The following is a 23,683-nucleotide window of genomic DNA, read 5'->3' as shown; positions in this document are numbered from 1 at the left end:
GTGCGCGACGCTTATCGACGTCCGCCGATGAACAACGCTTCCTCTTCCCCTTCCCATGCATCCGCGTTGCGCCTGCTGCCACTGGTCGCCGTCGTCTTTTCTGGCTTCCTGGCCGTCGGCCTGCCGCTGCCCGCGCTGCCGCTCTATGTGAATGGCCAGCTCGGTTTCAGTCCGCTGGTGGTGGGCTGGATCATCGGCCTGCAGCCGCTGACCACGATTCTTACCCGCAAGTTCGCAGGCGGTTATGTCGACCGCCATGGGCCGCGGCAGTCCGTGATGATGGGTTTGCCCATGGCCGCCATGGCGGGTTTGCTGTATGTGGCCTCGGCACTGATTCCGCATCCGCCGGCGGCGCTGGCGGTGCTGGTTGCCGGCCGCCTGCTGATGGGGCCGGCCGAGAGCCTGTTCCTGACGGGCACCATGACCTGGGGCATAGGCCGGGTAGGGCCGCAACGCACCGGCATCGTGATGTCCTGGCAGGGGATCGCGATGTTCGCGGCGCTCGGGCTTGGCGCGCCGGTGGGCGTCTGGGTCATGCAGCATGTGAACTTCCTGGCGGTCGGGCTGGCCACGGTGGCCTTTCCGATCGTGGGCCTGGCGATCGCTTCGTGCGTGCCGCCGGTACCCGTGACCGGCGGGGGCAGGAAGCAGGTGCCGTTCCTGCGCGTGATCGGCATGATCTGGCGCCAGGGCGCCGCGCTGTCGCTGGCTTCCGCGCCCTTCGCCGTGCTGACCGCCTTCGTCGTGTTGTATTTCGCGAGCCGGGGATGGGAAGACGCCGGTCTGGCGCTGACGGGTTTCGCGGCGGGCTACATCCTGGTGCGGCTGTTCTTCGGCCGGCTGCCCGATCGACTGGGCGGGAGCAAGGTCGCGCTGATCTCGCTGGCGATCGAGGCCCTGGGCCAGTTCCTGCTGTGGATGGCGCCCAGTTCCGGCTTCGCGCTGGCGGGCGCGACGCTGACGGGCGTGGGATTCTCGCTGGTGTTTCCGGCCATGGGCGTGGAAGCCATGCGCCGGGTTCCGCCGGAGAACCGAGGCGTGGCGGTGGGCGGATTCCTGGTTTTCGTGGATATCACGTCGGGCGTGACCGGACCGCTGGCGGGCCTGCTGATCGGTGCCTACGGCTATCGGGCGGCCTTCCTGGCGGGCCTGGCGGCCTGCCTCGTTTCCATCGCCGTCATCCTGTTCGGAATGGGCAAGGAAACAAGTCAGGGCGCCTGAACCCGGCTCCCTGGCAGGCGCTGCCTACTCCAGTACGCGCGACACTTCGTAGATGGCGGTCGTGCCGCTGACCTCGTTGCCGACGAGCAGCAGCGGCTGGCCGGTGGGCGACTTGGCGGCGGGCACGAACTTCAGGCCTTCAGGTCCGAGATCGCCCATCTTGGCGAGGTTCTCGTTCGACGGCGCTTCCGTCCAGTTGGCGCGGGTATTGAAGTAGTCCATGAACACCGGCGCCTTGGGATCGGTGATGTCATAGACCATTACGCCGCCCATGCGCTCCAGGCCGATGAAGGCGAAGGTCTTGTCACCCAGCACGCCGATTTCCACGCCTTCGGGTTCGGGGCCCTTCGAGGCGCTGCGGCTGTCGAAAGTGGCTTTCTGGTCGTGGCCGGTGTTGAAGTAGGCGGCGCAGGGCACGTCGCGGTCGGGGCCGATCTTGCACGAATCGCTGGCCAGCATGCGCTCGAACTGCGCGCCCGAGTCCCACACCAGCTTGCCGTCCTGGTCCCAGATCGAGAACGAGCGGCCGCCGTAGGCATACAGGTGGTCGTACATGATGCGGTCGCCATTGGGGTCCTCGATGCCCTGGGCGTTGAACTTGACCGGCTTGCCGGTGGCGTCCTGGCGATAGCCCATGGTCCACGAGATCTTCAGGCGGCCCAGGATGTCATCGTCGCGGCACGTGCCCGGTTTGCCGGCGGTGGCGCCGCAATAGGCGAAGGTCGCGGGGTTCAGCAGGGCGCCGGCGGCCAGCGCGTCGAGCTGCGGCGGCAGGTCGTCGCCCCGGCGGCGGGCAAAGCCGCTGGTATGGACCAGGTGCTTGACGCGGAATTCCTCGACGAATCCCTTGTTGGCGTCGCCCTTCCAGTAGGCGTCGTCGTCTTCGCCCCACGCCCGCGCGTCGCCTTCGTTGGCGGTCACGAGATAAGTCTTGCCGCCCGCGGTGTAGGACGCGATGGCATCAGGCAGGTACATGCCGCGCACGCCGGGGAAGGTGCGGATGTCCAGCTTGGCCGGATCGTCGCTGGCGTCCAGTGCATTGCTTTCCAGGCCATGGTCCTTGTAGCCCAGCGGCAGGATGTCGGTCACGGTAGCCGTGGCGATGTCGATGCGCGCCAGGGCGTTGTTCTCCTGCAGCGTGGCCCACGCGGTCTTGCCGTCGGCGGACACGGCGATGTATTCGGGCTCGAAATCCTGGGACGCGCTGGCCTTGGGCCCGAAGATGCGAACGCCCTTGGCGCGCAGTTCGGCTTCCTTGCCGTTCCAGGCGGTGAAGCCGGCCACCCTGGCCGACGGCGCGGCGGGGTTCGACACGTCGATGACGCTGATCGAGCCGACCGGGTCGATCTGGTAGTCGTCGCTGGGTTCCCCTTCGTTGGCGACCAGCAGCGTCTTGCCGTCCGGCGTGAAGGTCAGCATGTCGGGCAGGGCGCCCACGCCGGCCTTGCCCAGCAGGGCCAGCGTGTCGGCCTTGTACAGCGCGGCGAAGCCCGGATCCGTCTTCCTGGCGGCCTGGATGGCGACTGCGACGATGCCGCCGTGGACGGCAACGCTGTTGATCTGGGCGCCGGTCGAGATGGTCGAAGCGTCGATCGTGCCGATGTGCTTGGGGCTGGCGGGTGTGCTCAGATCCAGCACGTCGACCACGCCGTTGAGGGCGTTGACGACGAAGCCGCGCTTGCTGGCGGCGTCGAAGGCGGGGATTTCAGCGGCGCTGACACCGAACTGGCCGGCGGAGTAGCGGCCCAGCATTTTCAGGCTGATGCTCTTGGGCGTCGGCTCGGCGACGGGCGGCGGGGTGACGGGCGGCGTGGTGGGAGCCGCATCGTCGCCGCCGTCGCTCAGGCAGGCCGCCAGGGGAATGGCGACCGCCAGGGCGCACAGGCTGCGGGCAAGTATCGTCATGCGCGAGGGCTGGGTGGCGAGTGTCATGGTTCGGTCGGGTGGGTTGGACAAGCGCCGCATCATGACGGAGTAACATGACAGTCATATGTAAGGATTCCAGGCGCCCGGACGGTGTCCGGACCCGAACGAAGCCGCCTCGCGCGGTAGAATGCCGCGGTTCATTCCTTCCCTTCCATGTCCGACTCTCCCGATGTCATCCTGATGCGGCGCGCGCTGGCGCTGGCCGAACAAGCCTGGCGCGACGGCGAGGTGCCGGTCGGCGCCGTGGTCTGCGACGCTTCTGGCCGCATCCTGGGCGAGGGCGCCAACCGCCCCGTCGGCAGCCACGACCCCACGGCCCATGCCGAGATCCAGGCCCTGCGCGCGGCCTGCCTGGCCGCGGACAACTACCGTCTGCCCGGCGCCACGCTCTACGTCACCCTCGAGCCGTGCGCCATGTGCATGGGCGCCATGCTGCATGCGCGGCTGGCGCGCGTGGTGTATGGCGCTTCCGACCCCAAGACCGGAGCCTGCGGCGGTGTCCTCGACCTGCCGTCCATCGCCGTGCTGAATCACCAGACGCAGGTCGAGGGCGGTGTGCTCGCGGCCGAATGCGGCGAGCTGCTCCGGGCTTTCTTCCGCCAGAAACGCGAGGCCGCCCGCGGCGGCCCGCCCCTTCCTTCCGAGTCCGCATGAACCGACGCCGCTCTTCCTCCGCCGACGCCCACCACGACCACGACCACGACGCGCGCCACGAGCACCATCACGGCGATGGCGGCCACGACCATCTCCATGACCAGGGTTCCGGACCGGGTTTCCCGCCCCTGGGAACCCGGCCCGGCGTCTATCTCGTATCGCCCTCGGGCGCGGTGCCGGATCCCGAGGTCCTTGCCCGCGCGCGCGGGAATCTGAAGGCGCAGGGCTTTCATCCCGTGGCTGACCGGGGCGCGCTGCTGCGCCAGGAACGCTTCGCCGGGACGGACGACCAGCGGCTGGCGGCGCTGGCCCGCGCGGCCGCCCAGAAGCATCCCATCGTGATGGCGACGCGCGGCGGCTATGGCCTGTCGCGCATTCTTCCGCGCATCGACTGGAAAGCCATGGCCGACAGCGGCAAGCGCTTCGTCGGGCACAGCGATTTCACCTTCTTCCAGCTCGCGCTGCTCGCCAGGACCGGCGCGGTCAGCTACGCCGGACCGATGGCGGCTTTCGACTTCGGTGGCAAGCGCGTGGACGACCTGACCGCGGCGATGTTCGGCGAGACCCTGCGCGGCGAACTGGAGATCCTGAGCTTCGAATCCGAGGATTCCGACGCGGTCGACTGTCGGGGCGTGCTGTGGGGCGGCAACCTGGCGGTGCTGGCCTCGCTGCTGGGCACGCCGTATTTCCCGCGCACCCGGGGCATCCTGTTCCTGGAAGACATCAACGAACACCCTTATCGGGTCGAGCGCATGCTGGTGCAACTGGCCCAGGCCGGTGTGCTGGCCCGCCAGAAAGCCATCGTGCTGGGCAGTTTTACCGACTACAAGCTCACGCCGCACGATGCCGGCTACGACCTGCGTTCGGTGGTGGAGTGGCTGCGCCGCGAGGTGAAGGTGCCGGTCGTGACCGGCTTGCCGTTCGGCCATGTGAAGACCAAGGCGACGCTGCCCGTGGGCGCGAAGATCGGCCTGGCGACGGAAGCAGGCATGGCCTACCTGGTTTTTCCGCACGGGCATTGAGAAGAATGCCGGGGCGCCGCGCGGCCCGAAGACGGGCGGCAGCCCCCGGGGTGGCCGCCGCCCGGCGGCCGGGGGCGCCTTGACGTGCCGGGCGCCCGTCAGGACGCAGGGGGCGGCCCCCGCTTTTCGTCCGCGGGGTAGTAGTGCTCGTCATCCAGCGTGTCCGTCCGGAACCGCGCAGACGTAGCGGCCCCGTCCGGAAGCGGCACATCCTTGCCCGCCCGCCGATGCCGGTAGAGCGCCGCGCGGGCCAGCATCAGCGTCGTCGCCGGCACGGTCAGCGTCAGGAAAACCGCGATCAGCACCTCGTGCAGCGCCGGCCCCTCGTCGGTCATCGAGAAGTACAGCATCGAGGCCAGCACGATGAACACCATGCCCATCGTCGCGCCCAGCGTGGGGCCGTGCATGCGCTGATAGAAACTGTGGAAGCGCCACAGCCCCAGGCAGCCGAGCAGGGTCAGCAGGCCGCCCGCCACCAGCAGCAGCGAAGCCAGGATCTCGGCCCACAACGGCAGAAGCATGTCGCCGCTCATTCGATCACCTCGCCGCGAAGCAGGAATTTGGCCAGGGCGACCGAGCTGACGAAGCCCAGCAGCGCGATGGTCACCGCGGCTTCGAAGTACTCGGTGCTGCCGGTCCGTATGCCCAGCACCAGCAGCATCAGCATGGCGCAGATATACATGGTGTCCAGCGCCAGCACCCGGTCCTGCGCGGCCGGTCCCTTGAGCAGGCGCAGCGTGGCCAGCAGCATGGCGATGGCGATGCACAGCAACGAGAACAGGCTGGCCCAATCGAGCATGCCATTCATTCGAAGATCTCCATCAGCGGTTGTTCGTAGCGGGACCGGATCGTGTCGATCCAGTACTGCTCGTCGTTCAGGTCCAGCACGTGGATGAGCAGCCAGCTCTTGTCATCGGACAGTTCGATGCAGACCGTCCCCGGGATCGCGGTCAGGATGAGCGCGAGGGTGGTCAGGCCGTGGGCGTCCTGAAGGGTAAGCGGCATCCGGATGAAGCCGGAGTTGTCGCGGCGGGCCTTGGAGCCCAGGATGACGCGCGCGACATCGAAGTTGGACTTGATGCTGTCCAGGATGACGACGCCCAGCAGCTTCAGCGCGACGCCGGGCCGGCGCAGGCGGGCTCTGACCGGCCGCAGCGGCGCGGTCCACAGCGGCACGGCGATGGCCAGCAACGCGCCCAGCAGGATGTGGCCCAGCGAGAGCGTCTGGTTGAGAAGCAGCCACATCGCCAGCAGGAACAGCGAGGTGAGCGGCCAGGGAACGATGCGTCTGATCATGGGGTGGCGCCTCCTGGGCCGGCCTGCCGGGTCGACATGATGCCGCGCACGTAGTCTTCGGGGTGATGCAGGGCACGGGCCGTGTCGTTGAAATAGCGCATGGCGGGCTGGGCCTGGACCATCAGCACGATGCCGAGCACCAGCATGGCGGCGATGGGGAAGACCTCGATCAGGCGCAGGCGGGGCTGGGCGCGGCCGGAAGGCACCCAGAAGGCGCGTATGCCGATGCGGGTGAGGGACACGATGGTCGTCAGGCCGGAGACCACCAGCAGGGCCAGCAGCACCCAGGCCAGCACGGGTTCGGGATTGCCGACCTCGGGCGTGAGCCCGTCAGGGTTCAGGATGGTGGTCAGCAGCGCGAACTTGGCCACGAAGCCCGACAGCGGCGGCAGTCCGGACAGCACCAGCGCGCAGGCGATGAAACTGAGCCCGAGGAAGGCCATGGCGGCGGGGATGGCCACGCCGATGTCGGTCGTGCTCATGTCTTCTTCGGCGTCGGCGGAGCGGTCCAGGCCGAAGGCCTCGAGCGTGACCGCCAGCAGGTCGGCGCCGAAGGTCCGGCTGCGTTCCATCAGTTCCTGCAGCAGGAAGAAGGCGCCCAGCGCCAGCGTCGAGCTGACCAGGTAGAACAGGGCGGCGGCCGTCACGCTGTCGCGGCCGAAGCCTATGGCCGACAGCAGGGTGCCGGAGGAGATGATGACCGCGAAGCCCGCCAGCCGTCCGGTGTTCTGCGAGGCCAGCATGCCCAGCGTGCCGAAGGTCAGCGTCGCCAGTCCGATGTACAGGATCCATTGCTGGACGAAGCCGCTGGACTCGCCGGCCTGTTCCCCGAACATCAGCAGCGAGAGCCGCAGGATCACATACACGCCCACCTTGGTCATGATGGAGAACAGGGCGGCGGCTGGCGGCGAGGCGGCGGCATAGGAGGTCGGCAGCCAGAAGTTCAGCGGCCAGGCGCCCGCCTTGGTCAGGAAGGCCACGCCCAGGATGGCGGCGCCGGCTTCCATCAGCATGCGGTCGGAGGCCTCGACCTGGCCGATGCGCACGGCCACGTCCGCCATGTTGAGCGTACCGGTCACGCCGTAGATCAGCGCCACGCCGATCAGGAACAGCGAGGATCCGACCAGGTTGACGGCGATGTAGTGCAGGCCGGCCTTGACCCGCTGCGGCCCGGATCCGTGCAGCAGCAGCCCATACGAGGCGGCCAGCAGGATTTCGAAGAAGACGAACAGGTTGAAGAGATCGGCCGTCAGGAACGCGCCGTTGAGCCCCATGAGCTGGAGCTGGAACAACGGGTGGAAATGGACGCCCGCGCGGTGCCATCTGGCCAGCGAGTACAGCAGCGAGCCCAGCGCCATGATGGCGGTCAGCAGCAGCATGAGGGCCGACAGCCGGTCCAGCGCCAGCGCGATGCCGAATGGCGCGGGCCAGTTGGCGGCCAGGTAGACCGCGACCCGCAACGGGCCGGTGTCCGCCTGCCGCAGCAGCGCGATGGCCACGATCAGCAGGGCGAGCGTGGCCACCACGTTGACCACGGCTTTCGCCGTCGCGCGCCCCTCGCCCAGCAGCAGCATGAAGCCGGCCACCAGCATGGGCAGGACGATGGGAACGATCATGAGATGGTCGTGCCAGGACAGCATCATTCACCCTCCCGGCCGTCGACGTGGTCGGTGCCGCTCAGGCCGCGGGAGGCGAGCATGAGGACCAGGAAGAGCGCGGTCATCGCGAAGCCGATGACGATGGCGGTCAGCACCAGCGCCTGGGGCAGCGGGTCGGCATAGTCGGCGACCTCGCTGGCGCGGCTGGCCCGCAGGATGGGGATCTGGTCCAGTGACAGCTTGCCCATCGAGAAGATGAACAGGTTCACGGCATAGGACACCAGCGAGATGCCCATGATGACCTGGAAGGTCCGCGGCCGCAGTAGCAGCCAGATCCCGGATCCGCCCAGCGCGCCGATGGCGATGGCGATGATCACTTCCATCGGGCGCCTCCCCGGGGAAGCTCGGCTTCGGCCTGCTGCGCGGCGCGGTGGCTGCGGATGGACTGGTGGCCCAGGGCCGTAAGGATAAGCATCGTGGCTCCGACGACCAGGCTGAACACGCCCAGATCGAATAGAAAGGCGCTGGGCACGTGGATCTCGCCCACCAGGGGCAGGTGCAGGTGCGCGCTGTGCGACGTCAGGAAGGGGTAGCCGAACAGCCAGGCCCCCATGCCGGTCAGCACGGCGAACAGCAGGCCCAGGCCTATCCAGCGCTGCGGATGCAGGCGCATCTTGGACTCGACCCAGGCGGTGCCTCCCACCATGTACTGGAGAATGAAAGCCACCGACAGCGTCAGTCCGGCGACGAAACCGCCGCCGGGAAGGTTGTGCCCGCGCATGAACAGGAAGACGGCGAACAGCGCGATGATGGGCAGCGCGAGCCGGATCAGCACCGAGGGCATCAGCAAGTAGCCTGTCGCCGGATCGTCGCCGGCGCGCGCGGCGGCGTCGGTCTTGCCCTGGTCGATCTGCTGATGCGGCAGGGCGATGCTTTCGGGCGCGGGACGGAAGCGCCGCAGCAGGGCATAGACGGTGAGCGCCACGATGCCCAGCACGGATATTTCGCCCAGCGTGTCAAAGCCGCGGAAGTCGACCAGCAACACGTTGACGACGTTGGTGCCGCCCCCTTCGCTCAGCGCCCGCTCCAGGAAGTAGTTGGAGATGGTGTCGGGATAGGGGCGCGTCAGGACGGCATAGGCCAGCAGCGCCATGCCGGCGCCGCCCGCCACGGCGATCGCCAGGTCGCGCGCCCGGTGCAGCCAGGCGATGGCGGGCACGCGTATGCCGAGTTCCGCCGGTTCCTTGCGCCGCGGCAGCCAGCGCAGGCCGAGCAGCAGCAGGATGGTGGTCACGACTTCGACCAGCAACTGCGTCAGCGCCAGATCGGGGGCGGAAAACCAGACGAAAGTGATGCAGGTGACCAGCCCGGCGCCGCCCATCATGATCAGCGAGGCCAGCCGGTGGTACTTGGCCTGGTAGGCGGTGCCGATGGCGCAGGCGATGCCGATCAGCCACAGGATGGCGAAAGTGGGGTCGACCGGGGATATCGGCACGGCGGCCAGCAACAGCGGCCGGCCGTACAGCGTGACGGCGGCCACCAGGATGGCGAAGGCGACGATGCCCAGCAACTGGGATTGCAGGCCGCGCGCGCCCAGGCTGTTGGTCAGGCGGTCGGCCAGCGCGGTGGTGACGCTCATGACGCGCTCGAAAGCCCGTTTGCCGTTGAACCGGTAGAACAGCGGAAGGCGTTCGACCGTGCTCAGGCGCAGGGTCTTCTGCAGGATCAGGTACAGCGCCGATCCGCCCACCAGCGCCACGAAACTCATGACCAGCGGCAGGTTGAAGCCGTGCCAGATGGCCAGGCTGTAGCTGGGCACCGCGTCGCCCAGGATGGCGCGCACGGCGGTGGCCAGGAGCGGGGCGATGGTATAGCCCGGCGCCACGCCCACGGCCAGGCACAGGAAGGCCAGGACCTCGGCGGGGAAGCGCATCCAGCGAGGGGCTTCGTGCGGGGTGCGGGGCAGGTCGTGCGGCGGGGGTCCGAAGAACACGTCGTGCAGGAAGCGCCACGAATAGGCCACGCTGAAGGCGCCGGCCACGGTGGCCGCGATGGGCAGCGCATGGCTCATGCCCACGGCATTGCCGACCACCACGGCCTCGGTGAAGAACATTTCCTTCGAGATGAAGCCGTTCAGCAGCGGCACACCTGCCATCGCGGCCCCCGCCACCATGGCCAGCGTGGCGGTGATGGGCATGACCTGCGCCAGGCCGCTGAGCCGGCGGATGTCGCGGGTGCCGCATTCGTGGTCGATGATGCCGGCCGCCATGAACAGCGACGCCTTGAAGGTCGCGTGGTTCATGATGTGGAAGATGGCGGCCACCAGCGCGAGCGGGCTGCCCAGCCCCAGCAGCAGCGTGATCAGGCCCAGGTGGCTGATGGTGGAATAGGCCAGCAGCCCCTTCAGGTCCTGCTGGAAGATGGCCGTATAGGCGCCCAGCAGCAGCGTGCAGAGGCCCGCGCCCCCGATGATCCAGAACCATTCCTCGGTGCCGGCCAGTACCGGCCACAGCCGGGCGAGCAGGAAGACGCCGGCCTTGACCATGGTGGCCGAGTGCAGATAGGCGGACACCGGGGTCGGCGCCGCCATGGCGTGCGGCAGCCAGAAGTGGAAGGGGAACTGCGCGCTCTTGGTCAGCGCGCCCAGCGCGATCAGGATCAGCGCGACCTCGTAGACGGGATGCGAACGGATCAGGTCGCCGGAGGACAGGACCGCGTCCAGGTCATAGCTGCCAACGATGTGCCCCAGCACCAGGATGCCCGCGAACAGGCACAGGCCGCCGGCGGCGGTGACCGTGAGGGCCATGCGGGCCCCGCGGCGGGCGTCGGGCCGGTGGTGCCAGTAGCCGATCAGCAGGAATGACACCAGGCTGGTCAGTTCCCAGAACAGCGCCAGCTGGATCAGGTTGCCCGACAGGACCACGCCCAGCATGGCCCCCATGAAGGCGAGGAAGAAGGAGAAGAAGCGCGGCACCGGATCTTCCGGCGACATGTAGTAGCGCGCGTACAGCACCACGAGCAGGCCGATGCCGGTGATCATCAGGCTGAATATCCAGGCCAGCCCGTCCATGCGCAGGACGAAATTCAGGCCCAGCGAAGGCAGCCACGCAAACTCGTACCGGACCGCGCCGCCATCCGAGATTTCAGGGTAGAGCAGGGCGGCCTGTACCGTTCCCGCCAATGCGATCAAACCGGCAAGCCAGGCTTCTCGGTTTCGCGCATTGGCGGGCAGCAAGGCCGCCACGACACTGCCGGCGAAAGGCAGCGCTAGGAGGATCAGCAAGGGCATGGATGGCGGTCACTCTTTGATATTGGTATGGGTGGGGCAACGCAGGAGCGAGCTACAAAGAACGCACCTAGCCGGGCCACGCGGGCGGGAGCAGTCCCACGCCAGGTCTTGCGCCATCGTGTCCAGGAGAGGCATGCGCACGTCGCCGGTCGCAGTCCCGGCTTCATGGCTATGTGCTCAATGGTAACAAACGGCGGTGCCATGCTGCGCGGGCGCGTCGGGCTCCGGGCCGTTCATGTCCATTGTGTAAATATTCGGGTCAACCCGCATGAGGGCTGTTACAATACTAGGTTGATCTTTGCGCTTCCGCCCTGGCTGCGCGACGTTTCTTTTCTTCTTGCGAGCCCGTTTCCGCCGTGATTTCCACCGCCAACCTCACCATCCAGTTCGGCCCCAAACCGCTATTCGAGAATGTCTCGGTCAAGTTCGGGGAAGGCAACCGCTATGGCCTCATCGGTGCGAACGGCAGCGGCAAGTCGACGCTGATGAAAATCATCGGCGGCGACCTGGAGCCGTCGGCCGGCAACGTCTCGCTCGAACCCAATACCCGCCTGGGCAAGCTGCGCCAGGACCAGTTCGCCTTCGAAGAGGTGCGCGTGCTGGACGTCGTGCTGATGGGCCATGCGGAAATGTGGCAGGCCATGAGCGACCGGGACGCGATCTACGCCAATCCCGACGCCACCGACGAAGACTACATGCGGGCGGCCGACCTCGAGGCCAAGTTCGCCGAGTACGACGGCTACACCGCGGAGGCGCGCGCCGGCGAACTGCTGCTGGGCCTGGAAATCCCGGTCGAACAGCACCAGCAGCCGATGCGCGAGATCGCGCCGGGCTGGAAACTGCGGGTGCTGCTGGCGCAGGCGCTGTTCTCGAACCCGGACGTGCTGCTGCTGGACGAACCGACCAACAACCTCGACATCAATACCATCCGCTGGCTGGAAACGGTCCTGAACCAGTACCAGTCGACGATGATCATCATCAGCCACGACCGCCACTTCCTGAACCAGGTCTGCACCCACATGGCCGACCTGGACTACCGCGAAGTGCGCATCTACCCGGGCAACTACGACGACTACATGCTGGCCTCGGCCCAGGCGCGCGAGCGCCTGATGAGTTCCAATGCCAAGGCCAAGGAGCGCATCACCGAACTGCAGGACTTCGTGCGCCGGTTCTCGGCCAACAAGTCCAAGGCCCGCCAGGCCACGTCGCGCCTGAAGCAGATCGACAAGCTCAAGGCCGACGCCGTCGAGGTCAAGCCGTCGTCGCGCCAGAACCCCTACATCCGCTTCGAGCAGGCCAAGGTCATGCACCGCCAGGCGGTCGAGATCGAGGGCATCGCCAAGGCCTACGACAAGCCCGTCATCCCGAAATATTCCGCCATGGTCGAAGCCGGCGAGAAAGTCGCCATCATCGGCGCCAACGGGGTGGGCAAGACGACGCTGCTGCGGATGCTGGCCGGGGTCCTGGCGCCCGACCAGGGCGCGATCAAGTGGTCCGAGAATGCCAACCAGGGCTACATGGCGCAGGACGTGTCCGACAACTTCGAGTCCGAGGACAACGTCTTCGACTGGATGGGCCAGTGGCGCCAGCCGGGCGACGAGGACCAGGCGATCCGCTCGGTGCTGGGACGCCTGCTGTTTTCCAGCGATGACATCGGCAAGACCGTGGGGGTGTTGTCCGGCGGCGAAAAGAACCGCATGATGTTCGGCAAGCTCATGCTCCGCCGGCACAACGTGCTCCTGCTGGACGAGCCGACCAACCACCTGGACATGGAGTCGATCGAGTCGCTGCAACTGGCGCTGGAGAAATTCCAGGGTACGCTGTTCTTCGTGTCGCACGACCGCGAGTTCGTGTCGGGGCTGGCCAGCCGTATCATTGAAATCCTGCCGGACGGCCAGCTCATCGACTACAAGGGCACCTACGACGAGTACCTGGCCTCGCGCGGCATCGAGGACTGACCGGAGCAAGACGGCACGAAGATTGCTTGGTCCGCGTCGAGTCCGGTGGAGTTCCTTCCGCCGCCAAGGAGAAGACGATGCGGGAATCTTTGTCTATCGCCATCATCATGGCGCCGGGGGCTCCCGGCGCGGCGGGCTGAACCATGCGCATCAAGGTTTTGCTCTTCGGTTCGCCCGGCTACGGCAGCTTCAACCAGTGCGGCGTGGCGGGCGTGGAAGCCGCCCGGCGCGCAGGGCGCCAGGTCGAGTTGATCTGGATCGAGTCGACCGGCCCCGCCATCCGCGCGGCGCGCGTGATCGACGTCTGCCATCGGGGCGCCGACCTCGTGGTGGCCTACGGCAGCGCCGGCGACTACCCGGTCGCCATGGCCGCCGAACGCTTTCCCCACATTCATTTCGTCGTGATCCAGGGCTCGTACGTCGCCGAGAACTGCGCCGTCTATGGCGTCGTTCAGGAACAATCGGCCTTCCTGGCGGGGGTCCTGGCGGCCGCCGAGAGCCGCACCGGCGGCCTGGGCCATCTGTCGGCGGTCAAGACCGAGGCGGCGCTGTTGGCCCGGGCGGCCTATGTCGACGGGGCGATGCGGCACTCGCCGGGCATGGGCATGATGACGTCCTTCTGCGGCAGCCAGGATGACGAAGGGCTTGCCTTCGAAACCTGCGAGGCCATGGCCAAGCGCGGCGTGGACGTGGTGTTCGCGGCCATCGACGGAGGGCGGCCCGGCGCGATGCTGGCCTGCCGGAAGTTCCGGTTGCGCCAGATTGGTGCGATCGTCGATTGGACCGAGACCGATCCGCGGCTGTTCGTCGGCTCGGCCATCTCGGATACGGGCCGGTGCATCGCGGCCGCCATCCAGGATCATGCCGATGGCAACGTCCCGTTTGGCACTTGCACCTACTATGGCGTGGAACGCCCTGAATTCGTTCGGCTGGCGCTGAGCCCCCTGGCCGCGCCGTCGACGCGGCAGGCCGTGGAAGAGTGGACCCAGGCCCTGCTGCGCGGCGAAGCCACCCCGAGCAGCGAGTACTCGGGGCGCGAGTTCGACCTGAGCGGGCTGCTCAGCCGGCTATAGCCCGCGGCTTGACCGTCGACGAGACGCGCTTGGCCTTGGTCCGGGCCTCGTCGGCGGTGGCCGCGCAGGCCAGTGCGACACCCATGCGGCGCTTGACGAAAGACTCCGGCTTGCCGAACAGGCGCAGGTCGGTGCCGGGTTCGGCCAGCGCCTGGGCCACGCCGTCGAAGGCTACCGCGCCCGCCTCGATGCCCCCATAGATGACGCTGCTTGCACCGGGTTGGCGCAGCGAGGTGTCCACGGGCAGGCCCAGGACGGCCCGGGCGTGCAGTTCGAACTCGTTCTGGACCTGCGAGATCATCGTGACCATGCCGGTGTCGTGCGGACGAGGGCTGACCTCGGAGAACCAGACGTCGTCCCCGGCCACGAACAACTCGACGCCGAAAATGCCGTAGCCACCCAGCTCGCCGGTGACCTTGGCGGCGATCTCGCGCGAGCGCGCCAGGGCGGTGGGCGACATGGGATGCGGCTGCCAGCTCTCGACATAGTCGCCATCCACTTGCACGTGCCCGATCGGTTCGCAGAAATCGGTGCGATCCTGGCCGTCGGCGCCGCGCGAACGGACGGTCAGCAGGGTGATCTCGTAGTCGAAGCGTACAAAGCCTTCGACGATGACACGGCCGGCGCCCACGCGGCCGCCTTCCTGCGCATAACGCCAGGCATGCTCCACGTCCTGCGGGCCGTCGAGCCTGGATTGGCCCTTGCCCGAGGAGGACATGACGGGCTTGACGATGCACGGATAGCCGATGTGCTGGTCGATGGCCGCCTGCAATTCTTCCCGGGTCGCGGCGAAACGGTAGGGCGACGTGGGCAGGCCCAGGGTTTCCGCCGCGAGGCGCCGGATGCCTTCGCGGTTCATCGTCAACTGGGCCGCGCGGGCAGTGGGCGTGACGCGCGCCACGCCGGCTGCTTCCAGCTCGACCAGCAGGTCCGTGGCGATGGCTTCGATCTCGGGGACGATGATGTCCGGCCGCTCGGCCTCGATCAGCGCCTTGAGCGCGTTCCGGTCGGTCATGGCGACGGTGCGGGCGTGGTGCGCGACCTGGTGGCCCGGCGCGTCGGCATAGCGGTCGACGGCGATGACTTCCACGCCCAGCCGCTGGAGGGCGATGATGACCTCCTTGCCGAGCTCGCCGGAGCCCAGGAGCATGACGCGCACGGCTGCGGGGGAGAGCGGGGTGCCCAGGGTGGGGAAACGGGTGGCGGTCATCGCGGGGTCGTCCAGAAGCAAAACCCGAAATGTAGCGCGAACCGGGCGGTTTTGCTGCGCGCGGGAACCCCGCCTGGCGGCTGCCCGCGGCGATCTTGCGCCGCCGGATTTGCCCGCGACCTTCGCGGCAGGTGCCCGCAAGGCGTTCGACTACAGATGCCTGGAGGTCAACGCGGGGGCATGCGCAGCGCGCCGTCCAGGCGGATCACCTCGCCGTTCAGGTAGGCGTTCTCGACGATGTGCGCCACCAGGGCGGCGAATTCCGCGGGCTGGCCCAACCGCTTGGGGAAGGGGACCGAACCGCCCAGTCCGGTCTGGACCTCTGGCGGCAGCTCGTCCAGCAGCGGGGTCTGGAACAGTCCGGGGGCGATCGCCATGACGCGTACGCCGAACTGCGCCAGGTCGCGGGCCGCGGGCAAGGTCAGCGCCGCGATGCCGCCTTTGGAGGCCGAGTAGGCGGTCTGGCCCATCTGGCCGTCGTAGGCGGCGATGGAGGTGGTGTTGACCATGACCCCGCGCTCGCCATCGTCCAGGGGATCGAGGCCGGTCATCTCGGCCGCGGCCAGCCGCATGACGTTGAAGGTGCCGATGAGGTTGATCTGTACGATGCGGCTGAAATCGGCCAGCGGCATGGGGCCTTGCCTGCCCGTGATCCGGTGCGCGCCCCCGACGCCAGCGCAGTTGACCAGGACGCGTGCGGGACCATGTTCCCGGCGTGCCGCATCCAGCGCCTGTCGCACGCTGTCTGGATCGGTGACGTCGCAGGGCAGCGCGAGGCCCCCCGTTTCGGCGGCGATGGCCTGGGCCGGCGCGGCATTGCGGTCCAGTACCGCGACCCTGGCGCCGCGCGCGGCCAGCAGGCGCGCGGTCTGCGCTCCCAGTCCGGAGGCGCCGCCGGTCACCAGTGCGGCCAATCCTTCGATCTTCATGATGCGCTCCTGGAGGAGGGGTCGGGAAGGATGACGCGGGGACCGACGCCAGCGTACATTGGTCCTGTCAGTATGAACGATTTTTTCGAGTGAAACGCTGGGGCTCATGTCCACCGGGCCGACACCTCAAAAGGTTCAGCGCGCGCCGGTCGGCCCGGTGTGCGTGATGACGGCGCCTTCGGGCAAGGGGCGCACGACCTGCTCGTACACTGACAACCAGCCGCGCACGCGCCCCGCGGCGGGCGGCACGAAAGCGGCGCGGCGCCGGCCCAGCTCCTGTTCTTCCACCCGCAGGTCTACGGTGCGCGCGTCGATATCGATGGCGATGGGATCGCCGTCGCGGACGAGCCCCAGCGGGCCGCCGGCCGCCGCCTCGGGCGAGACCTCGCCCACGACCAGCCCTTTGTTGACGAGGCCCGAAAGCTGTCCGTCCGTGACGACGGCGACATGTTCGCCCAGGCCCGCGCCGTCCAGGACGAACACGAAGCGCGAGGCCATGCCCATGCCCGGTCCTCCGCGTACCCCCAACCCGCGCATCACGACCACGGTGCCGCGTGCGATCTCGCCACGCTGCAAGGCCGCGATGGCCTCTTCCTGCGACTCGAACACCCGCGCCGGCCCCTCGAAGCGCATGGCCTTGCCGGTGGCCAGGCCCAGCTTGACGATGCCGCCGTCAGGCGCCAGCGAGCCGCGCAGGATGACGATGGAGGGGCGGGTGGACAGCGGCTGGTCGGCGCGGCGCAGGATGGCTTCGTCGCCCACCTGGACCTCGTCCACGGCCTCTCCCATGGGCCGCCCGGACACGGTCGGCGCGTCAGGGTGGTAGAGGCCGGCCAGGCGCTTGAACACCGCCAGCGTGCCGCCGGCGCGCTCCAGGTCCTCGATGGAGTCGTCGCCATTGGGCCGGATGGCGGCAATCAGGGGCGTGGAATCCGCCAGCCGCTCGAACAGTCCGTAGACGTCCACGCCGGCTTGTGCCTCGTTGGCGATGGCCTGCAGATGCTTGATGGTGTTGATGGATCCGCCCAGCGCGAGCACCACGCGGGCCGCATTGGCGAAGGCTTCGGGGGTCAGGATGGCGCGCGGCCGCAGGTCGTCCCAGATCATCTGGACGATGCGGGCGCCGGCCTGTTCGACCATGGCCATCATGCGCGGGCTGTTGGCGGCCACGGGGGCGCTGCCAGGAAGCGCCATGCCCAGCGCTTCGCACACCATGTGCATGGAGTTGGCGGTGCCGATGCCGGCACAGACGCCCGGGCCGCGCACGGCCTGCTCGCTCATCGCGGCCAATTCCGCTGGATCCATGCGGCCGGCGGCGACGTGGCCCGCGGCCAGGAACACTTCTTCGATGTCGACGTGCTGCTGCTTGTAGTGCCCGCTGCGCTGGTAGCCGCACACCACGACCAGCGTGGGAAGGTCGAGGCGGGCGGCCGCCATGAGCTGGCCGGGCGTGGTCTTGTCGCACGAGGCGAGGCAGATCATGCCATCCAGCAGGGCGCCCTCTACCGCTACCTCGATGTCGTTGGCGACGAGGTCGCGGCTGGGAAGGATGTAGCCGCCGCGGGCGCCGGCGCTGGTGATGAAGTCGCTGGGCGCGGCGGTGCGCACCTCGAACGGCAGGCCGCCGGCATCCCGTATGGACTGCTTGACGGCAGCCGCCACGCCATCCAGGTGGCTGAAGCAGCTCGACAGTTCCGACGAGGTATTGACCACGGCGATCTTGGGTTTTTCCATGTCGGCATCGGTCAGCCCAAGGGCGCGCCATTGCGCCCGCCTGACCGCCCAGCGCGAGGTGCCGGGTTCGAAGTTGCTGCGCAGAGGACGGCGCGGCGCCGCCTGGCCGCTTTCGGACGATGACATGGGAATGGCTCCATAAAATTGAAACGTTATTTCAATTTATCATCCAAGAACCATTGCGGGCAACGCCGATCAGTGCTTAAAATTAAAATGAAACATTATTTCGAAAAAAATAATCCGGATCTGAAGCACCGGGCATCATTGCCGCATCAAGGAGAATTCTCATGGCGAATCAAGTACGAACCGTCCGGCGAACGGAACACCGGCCCTGGCACGTCGATGCCGATCTGTGCGTGGTCGGCGCCGGCATCTCGGGAGTCTCGGCCGCGCTCGAAGCCGCCGCGCTGGGCCGCCGGGTCGTGCTTGTCGATAGCCTGCCCATGCTGGGCGGCCAGGCGGTGGGCTCGATCATCGGGACCTTCTGCGGCCTGTTCTCGAATGGGCCGAACCGCATTCAGCTTACCCATGGCATCGCGGATGGCATCCTCGAAGATCTGGGCCGGGCGGGTTCGCTCCACCACAACGTCGGACCGCTGACGACGGTGGTGTACTACGATGAAGTGGCGCTGGGCCGCTGGATCGAACAGAAGATCAGCGACGCCGGCATCACCGTGGTGCTGGGCGCGGTGCTGCGCGAGGTACGCCGGGAAGGCGGCCGGCTGCAGCGGCTGGAGCTGGCCACCCGCTATGGCGACGTGCACGTGGATGCGCGTGGTTATGTGGACGCCAGCGGCGACGCGGCGCTGGCCTGGCTGTCTGGCCTGGACTGCCGGGAGCCGGACGTGCCGATTTTCGGCACGCAGATGTTCGTGCTCGAAAACCTGGATGAAGCCCACCTGCCCACGCGCGAGGCCTTCACCGCGCGCATCAAGGAAAAAGCGGCGCGGTACGGCATATCGCGCGACGACGGGCTCTTCTTTCGCTTCCCCGGCCGGGGCACCGCGGCTATGAACATGACCCACATGGAAACGCCGCTCGACCCGATTGCCGCCTCGGCCACGGCCCTGGCCGGCCGCGAGCAGGTGGACCGCGTCATCGACTTCCTGAAGGCGGAGTATCCGCTGGCTTTCGGCGCATCCCGGATCCGGGCCTATGCCTTGCCCGGCATCCGGCAGACGCGCTGGATCGCCGGACTGCACCAATTGACGACGAACGAGGTGCGCGCGGCCACGCGCTTCCCGGACACCGTCGCACGGACCTCGTGGCCGGTGGAGCTGCATGACCAGCCTGAAGGCTACCTGTGGGAGCCCTTCGGCGAGGACCACGTGCATACGGTGCCGCTGCGCAGCCTGATCCCGGCCGGCAGCGACAATCTCGTCGCTGCCGGCCGCTGCATCGACGCCGATGCGGCGGCCCTGTCCAGCGTGCGGGTCATGGGGCCGTGCATCGCCATGGGGGCGGCAGCCGCCCATGCCCTGGACCTGACCCTGGGAGGAAAGATCCAGGACGTGGATGTGGCGGCCCTGCAGGAACGCATCCGCGCCAATATCTGAACATCGACGGGGACGCGCGCCGTCCCCGCGCCATTCCCCAAGGAGACACCATGAAAATCCTGTCCGCGTCCCTGTTCGGCGCCGCTTGCGCGGTAACCGCCCCTCATGTCCTGGCGGCTTCCGGTCCTGCCTATCCGTCCCGGGCCGTCACGCTCATCGTGCCGAACGCCCCCGGCGGCGCCATCGACATCCTGGGCCGCCTCTTGTCCGAGCGCCTGCAGAAGAGCTGGGGGCAACCGGTGGTGGTGATGTACAAGCCGGGCGCCAACACCGTGGTCGGCACCGATCACGTCGCCAAGTCGGCGCCGGACGGCTACACCCTGGGCCTGGTCGTGACTTCGCACGTCATCAATCCGACGCTGCGCAAGACCATGCCGTTTGATACGGTCAAGGACCTGGCGGGTGTCTCGATGCTGGTGACCTCGCAGATCGTCATCACCGCGACGCCGTCGCTGCCGGCCAACGACCTGGCCGGCGTGATCGCGATGGCGAAGAAGGAGCCGGGCAAGATGAGCTATGCCTCGCCGGGCAGCGGGAGTTCCATGCACCTGACGGGCGAGTTGCTCAAGAGCATGACCGGCGTGGATATGCTGCACATCCCGTACAAGGGCAGCGGCCCGGCCTACACGGAGGTGATGGCCGGCCGTGTGCCGCTGCTGATCGATCCGCTGTTCTCGTCCATGCCCTACATCAAGTCCGGCAAGCTCAAGCCGATCGCCGTCACGGGCAAGACACGGGACCCCAGCGCGCCGGATATCCCTGCCGTGGCCGAGACCATCCCGGGCTTCAACGTACAGAGCATCTTCGGCCTGGTGGCGCCGGCGGCCACGCCGCGCGACGTGATCAACAAGATCAGCGCCGACGTAGGCGCCATCCTGCGCAGCGCGGATTTCAAGGTCCGGCTGGCCGAAGTGGGCCTGACCTCCGCGCCCAGCACGCCCGAGGAGTTCGACGCCTTCGTCAAGGCCGAGATCGAGAAGTGGGCGCCGGTGGTGAAGGCCTCGGGCGCCACCGCCGATTGAGCCAAGCCCATGGAAACCTGTCCGCTTCTCTATAAAATGGGCGGTCCCTTTTCCGGGCAGGCGGCTCCATCGATCGCGCTGTCCGTTTTCCTGCCGCATCCGGAGTCCCGCCATGCCACGAAGCGCCCCCCGAGCCCAGCCCGCCGCCAAGACCCGGCGGACGTCCACCGCGGCCGAGCCGAGCGGCACCGTGTCCGCGCTGGAGCGGGGGATCGCGGTGCTGCGCTGCTTCCGCGAGGACCTGCGCGTGCTGAGCAATGCCGAGCTTGCCGCGATGACCGGGATTCCCAAGCCCACGGTCACGCGGCTGGCCGCCACGCTGGTTTCCCTGGGCCTGATGAAGCAGGAGCCCGATACCGAGCGGTTCTCGCTGGCCGCCGGCGTGGTGTCGCTGGCCCAGGCCTTCCTGGGCGGGGTCGACGCGCGCTCGATCGCCCGTCCGCACATGCTGGCGTTGGCCAACGAGACCGAAGGTTCGGTCTACCTGGCGATACGCGACGAGCTGCATATCGTGCTGATCGAGACGGCTTCGCCGCAATCGGCGTTGCTGCTGGCCCGGCTGAGGGTGGGATCGCGCTTCTCGGTGGCCAGTTCGGCGCTGGGGCGAGCCTACCTGAGCGCGATGACCGATCAGTACGAAAAGGACCGGCTGCTGCAAAACATACGCAAGGCCTGCGGCGAAGCGGAGTGGGCACGGCTGGAGAAAGGACTGGAGCGTTCGCAGCGGGACGCGCGCCTGCACGGCTACTGCCTGTCGCTGGGCGAGTTCCATCGCGACATCAATTCGGTGTCCGTGCCCCTGGTCGTGCCGGGCGGCGAGATCATGGCGCTGAACTGCGGCGGGCCGGCCTTCTCGTTCACCGAGAAGCGCCTGCGCAACGAGGTGGCGCCGCGCCTGATCGACACCGCGCAGGCCATCGCGCGCGACACGGGCGGCAAGGTGCCGCTGCCGGACAAATTGCTCAAGGTTTCCTGACCCGCGCGGCGTCGCGGGCCGGCTGCCAGGAAGGAGGGCGGCGATGCGACTGACGGATCACGAGAAGGCCATGCTCGACGGCGCGCATGGCGCGGCCAGGCAGAAGGCCATGGACCTGTTGCTGCGCTACGGCAACGCGCTGGGCGCCGAGCGCCTGGTCGAAACCCGCAACGTGGCGGGCACCATCGGCGCCACCACGCCGTTCATGCGCAAATTCGCCGACGAGCGGGGCGGCCTGGACGCGGTGTTCTCCGAGTTCAACCTGGACAGCGCCGAGGTGGTCGCGATTCCGCCCGTCGAGGTCTACAGCAGCCACCTGCAACAGGGTATCGACCCCGAGCACGCCGCCCGGCAGGGGGTGGGCGAGGACGTCGTGCGTATCTTCCGCAAGGGCGACGCCTACAGCGCGGGGCTGGGCGTGCAGCTCCTGAACACCTGCACGCCCTACCAGGTCGGCAACCTGCCGGCGCGGGGCGAGCACTGCGCGTGGATGGAGTCCTCGGCCGTGATCTACATCAACGCCGTGCTGGGCGCCCGATCGAACGCGGAAGGGCGCGAGAGCACGGGCGCGGCCATGCTGACCGGCCGTATTCCGTACTGGGGCTATCACATCGAGTCGGAACGGCGCGGCACCCACCTGGTGGAGCTGGACATGCCCGTCGAATCGATGTCGGACTGGGGCATGCTGGGCTACTACGTGGGCGACAAGGTGCAAGACAAGGTGCCGGTCATCGTCGGCGCCGGACTCGCGCCCAGCACCCTCAAGCTCAAGCACTTCGGTGCCGCGGCGGCATCGTCGGGGGGCGTGGAGATGTATCACATCCCCGGTTTCACGCCCGAGGCGCCGACGGCCGAGGCGGCCTTCGGCGGCAACCGCCCGCGCGAGGTGTTCCGGTTCGGCCCCAGGGAGCTGCGGGAGACCTACGAGAATCTCAATGCCACGGCGCGCGACCCCGACGTCGATTTCGTCATGCTGGGCTGCCCCCACTACAGCATCGAGCAGATCTGGGAGGTGTGCCGGCTGCTGCAAGGCAAGCGCGTGCACGAGAACACGGAACTCTGGATCTTCACGCCTCGGGCCACCAGGCAGATCGCCGACCAGAACGGCTACACGCGCATCATCGAGGAAGCCGGCGGCCACCTGATGTCGGACACCTGTTCGGCGCTGGGGCGCGTCATTCCCCGGGGGACCAAGGTGGCGGCGGTGGATTCGGCCAAGCAGGTCCATTACCTGCCGGCCATCATGGGCATCCAGGCCTGGTTCGGCAGTACCGCCGATTGCGTCGAGGCCGCGGTGACGGGCCGTTGGAAAGGAGGTTTGCGATGAGCGGTCAGGACAGTTCCACGGCTGTTTCCGGGGTCATCGTGCTGCAGGGCCGGGGCATCGTGGGCGGACGCGCCGAAGGCGAGGCCCTGGTCACGCGGGACCGGATCTCGGGCTGGGGCGGCATCGATCCTCGCACCGGCACCGTCATCGAGACCCGCCACGAGCTGCGCGGGGTCAGTTTCGCCGGCAAGGTGCTGGTATTCCCGGGCGCGAAGGGGTCGTCGGGCTGGTCCGGCCAGTTCCACATCGCCCGCATCTCCGGCATGGCGCCCGCCGCGATGCTGTTCAACGAAATGACGACCAAGATCGCGCTCGGGGCGGTGGTGACGCACGCGCCGTCGGTCACCGACTTCGACGTCGACCCCCTGTCGGTGATCGAAACCGGCGACTGGGTCAGCGTGGATGGCGACCTGGGGCGGGTCGAGGTGACCAGGCGGGGCAGGGGCTAGGCATTTTCCGGGTCGGGCACGATAATGCACTGCCGCCCGGCCATCATCGCCGCCGGCCGGAGTATCCGCAAACCCAAGGTTCGGAGTTCACGATGAAAAAAACGCTAGCTGTGTCCCTGACCGCCGTGCTCATGGCCCTGACGGGCCCCGTCCTGGCCGCCGAAAACGCCCAGCAGAACAAGATGGCCACCTGCAACAAAGACGCAGGCGACCGCAAAGGCGACGACCGCAAGGCCTTCATGAAGTCCTGCCTTTCGACCAAGAAAATGACCCAGCAGGAAAAAATGACCGCTTGCAACAAAGACGCCACGGGCAAGAAAGGCGACGACCGCAAGGCCTTCATGAAGCAATGCTTGAGTAGTTGATCCCCCCTACGCGCTGACGCGCGCCCCCCAGGGGGCGAAACCGGCGGACTGGCAAAGCCAGATCCGCGGTTTCCTGGG

At 67.8% G+C, this 23,683-nt stretch carries 21 protein-coding genes; 11 read left to right on the top strand and 10 right to left on the bottom strand.

The window, feature by feature from the left end:
• Positions 1-27 precede the first annotated feature (27 nt).
• Entirely contained in the window at positions 28-1,221 is a 1,194-nt protein-coding gene (locus AC1Q6E_RS18035) for an MFS transporter (protein WP_492573218.1), read from the top strand.
• Positions 1,222-1,245: 24 nt separating this feature from the next.
• On the opposite strand, the gene AC1Q6E_RS18030 is transcribed toward AC1Q6E_RS18035, so the two are convergent.
• The gene (locus AC1Q6E_RS18030; protein ID WP_296557872.1) at positions 1,246-3,153 is read right to left on the bottom strand and encodes a choice-of-anchor I family protein; all 1,908 of its coding nucleotides are present in this window, start codon (positions 3,151-3,153) and stop codon (positions 1,246-1,248) included.
• Between the two features lie 147 nt (positions 3,154-3,300).
• Between AC1Q6E_RS18030 and tadA the strand changes: the two genes are divergently transcribed.
• On the top strand, positions 3,301-3,801 hold the full coding sequence (gene tadA / locus AC1Q6E_RS18025) for a tRNA adenosine(34) deaminase TadA (RefSeq protein ID WP_296557870.1): 501 nt from the start codon (positions 3,301-3,303) through the stop codon (positions 3,799-3,801).
• Positions 3,798-4,823: an LD-carboxypeptidase gene (locus AC1Q6E_RS18020; protein ID WP_492573217.1), complete on the top strand. Its 1,026-nt coding sequence runs from the start codon at positions 3,798-3,800 to the stop codon at positions 4,821-4,823. The genes tadA and AC1Q6E_RS18020 overlap by 4 nt, the downstream gene beginning before the upstream one ends.
• A gap of 98 nt (positions 4,824-4,921) precedes the next feature.
• Here the strand turns inward: AC1Q6E_RS18020 and mnhG are convergent, their stop codons facing one another.
• Genes mnhG through AC1Q6E_RS17990 form a run of 6 tightly spaced genes read right to left on the bottom strand, consistent with a single transcriptional unit; the run spans position 4,922 to position 11,006 of the window.
• The gene (gene mnhG, locus AC1Q6E_RS18015) at positions 4,922-5,344 is read right to left on the bottom strand and encodes a monovalent cation/H(+) antiporter subunit G (protein ID WP_296557865.1); all 423 of its coding nucleotides are present in this window, start codon (positions 5,342-5,344) and stop codon (positions 4,922-4,924) included.
• Between the two features lie 8 nt (positions 5,345-5,352).
• Positions 5,353-5,631, bottom strand: a complete 279-nt coding sequence (locus AC1Q6E_RS18010; protein WP_152795437.1) for a K+/H+ antiporter subunit F — start codon at positions 5,629-5,631, stop codon at positions 5,353-5,355.
• Positions 5,628-6,119 carry a Na+/H+ antiporter subunit E gene (locus AC1Q6E_RS18005; protein ID WP_152795439.1) on the bottom strand — a complete coding sequence of 164 codons (492 nt, stop codon included), beginning with the start codon at positions 6,117-6,119 and terminating at the stop codon, positions 5,628-5,630. Before AC1Q6E_RS18005 ends, AC1Q6E_RS18010 begins: the two co-directional genes overlap by 4 nt.
• The gene (locus AC1Q6E_RS18000; RefSeq protein ID WP_296557860.1) at positions 6,116-7,762 is read right to left on the bottom strand and encodes a monovalent cation/H+ antiporter subunit D; all 1,647 of its coding nucleotides are present in this window, start codon (positions 7,760-7,762) and stop codon (positions 6,116-6,118) included. Before AC1Q6E_RS18000 ends, AC1Q6E_RS18005 begins: the two co-directional genes overlap by 4 nt.
• Complete coding sequence (locus tag AC1Q6E_RS17995) at positions 7,759-8,100, bottom strand: Na+/H+ antiporter subunit C (RefSeq protein WP_124689566.1); 342 nt, start codon at positions 8,098-8,100, stop codon at positions 7,759-7,761. The genes AC1Q6E_RS18000 and AC1Q6E_RS17995 overlap by 4 nt, the downstream gene beginning before the upstream one ends.
• Positions 8,091-11,006 carry a monovalent cation/H+ antiporter subunit A gene (locus tag AC1Q6E_RS17990; protein WP_152795441.1) on the bottom strand — a complete coding sequence of 972 codons (2,916 nt, stop codon included), beginning with the start codon at positions 11,004-11,006 and terminating at the stop codon, positions 8,091-8,093. The genes AC1Q6E_RS17995 and AC1Q6E_RS17990 overlap by 10 nt, the downstream gene beginning before the upstream one ends.
• Positions 11,007-11,362: 356 nt before the next feature.
• On the opposite strand from AC1Q6E_RS17990, the gene AC1Q6E_RS17985 reads away from it, so the two are divergent.
• Positions 11,363-12,964, top strand: a complete 1,602-nt coding sequence (locus tag AC1Q6E_RS17985) for an ABC-F family ATPase (RefSeq protein WP_492573215.1) — start codon at positions 11,363-11,365, stop codon at positions 12,962-12,964.
• 143 nt (positions 12,965-13,107) lie between these two features.
• A complete protein-coding gene (locus AC1Q6E_RS17980) occupies positions 13,108-14,037 on the top strand; it encodes a BMP family lipoprotein (protein ID WP_152795446.1) in 930 nt (309 codons plus the stop codon).
• Here AC1Q6E_RS17980 and purT read toward each other — a convergent pair.
• The 3 genes from purT to ilvD form a co-directional block, all read right to left on the bottom strand.
• On the bottom strand, positions 14,024-15,247 hold the full coding sequence (purT, locus tag AC1Q6E_RS17975) for a formate-dependent phosphoribosylglycinamide formyltransferase (protein ID WP_152795448.1): 1,224 nt from the start codon (positions 15,245-15,247) through the stop codon (positions 14,024-14,026). The two genes, AC1Q6E_RS17980 and purT, sit on opposite strands and share 14 nt — an antisense overlap.
• A 167-nt stretch (positions 15,248-15,414) precedes the next feature.
• Positions 15,415-16,176 carry an SDR family NAD(P)-dependent oxidoreductase gene (locus tag AC1Q6E_RS17970; RefSeq protein WP_152795450.1) on the bottom strand — a complete coding sequence of 254 codons (762 nt, stop codon included), beginning with the start codon at positions 16,174-16,176 and terminating at the stop codon, positions 15,415-15,417.
• 135 nt (positions 16,177-16,311) lie between these two features.
• Positions 16,312-18,036 carry a dihydroxy-acid dehydratase gene (gene ilvD / locus AC1Q6E_RS17965; protein WP_152795452.1) on the bottom strand — a complete coding sequence of 575 codons (1,725 nt, stop codon included), beginning with the start codon at positions 18,034-18,036 and terminating at the stop codon, positions 16,312-16,314.
• Between the two features lie 161 nt (positions 18,037-18,197).
• On the opposite strand from ilvD, the gene AC1Q6E_RS17960 reads away from it, so the two are divergent.
• The 6 genes from AC1Q6E_RS17960 (at position 18,198) to AC1Q6E_RS17935 (ending at position 23,605) form a co-directional block, all read left to right on the top strand.
• Positions 18,198-19,466, top strand: coding sequence for an FAD-dependent oxidoreductase (locus tag AC1Q6E_RS17960; protein WP_296560059.1), 1,269 nt, complete (start codon positions 18,198-18,200; stop codon positions 19,464-19,466).
• A gap of 50 nt (positions 19,467-19,516) precedes the next feature.
• A complete protein-coding gene (locus AC1Q6E_RS17955) occupies positions 19,517-20,488 on the top strand; it encodes a tripartite tricarboxylate transporter substrate binding protein (protein WP_152795456.1) in 972 nt (323 codons plus the stop codon).
• Positions 20,489-20,600: 112 nt separating this feature from the next.
• Entirely contained in the window at positions 20,601-21,464 is an 864-nt protein-coding gene (locus tag AC1Q6E_RS17950; protein WP_492573214.1) for an IclR family transcriptional regulator, read from the top strand.
• A 43-nt stretch (positions 21,465-21,507) separates the two neighbouring features.
• Positions 21,508-22,791, top strand: a complete 1,284-nt coding sequence (locus AC1Q6E_RS17945; RefSeq protein WP_152795460.1) for an aconitase X — start codon at positions 21,508-21,510, stop codon at positions 22,789-22,791.
• Positions 22,788-23,240 (top strand): aconitase X swivel domain-containing protein, encoded by a 453-nt coding sequence (locus AC1Q6E_RS17940; protein WP_152795462.1) that lies wholly within the window; start codon positions 22,788-22,790, stop codon positions 23,238-23,240. Before AC1Q6E_RS17945 ends, AC1Q6E_RS17940 begins: the two co-directional genes overlap by 4 nt.
• Positions 23,241-23,332: 92 nt before the next feature.
• The gene (locus AC1Q6E_RS17935) at positions 23,333-23,605 is read left to right on the top strand and encodes a PsiF family protein (protein ID WP_152795464.1); all 273 of its coding nucleotides are present in this window, start codon (positions 23,333-23,335) and stop codon (positions 23,603-23,605) included.
• The last annotated feature ends 78 nt before the right edge of the window (positions 23,606-23,683 follow it).

The sequence above is a fragment of the Pigmentiphaga sp. MLSB6-MA01 genome (assembly GCF_058793475.1).
Note: the sequence above shows the minus strand (reverse complement) of the source record. Positions and strands in the feature narration are given on the sequence as shown.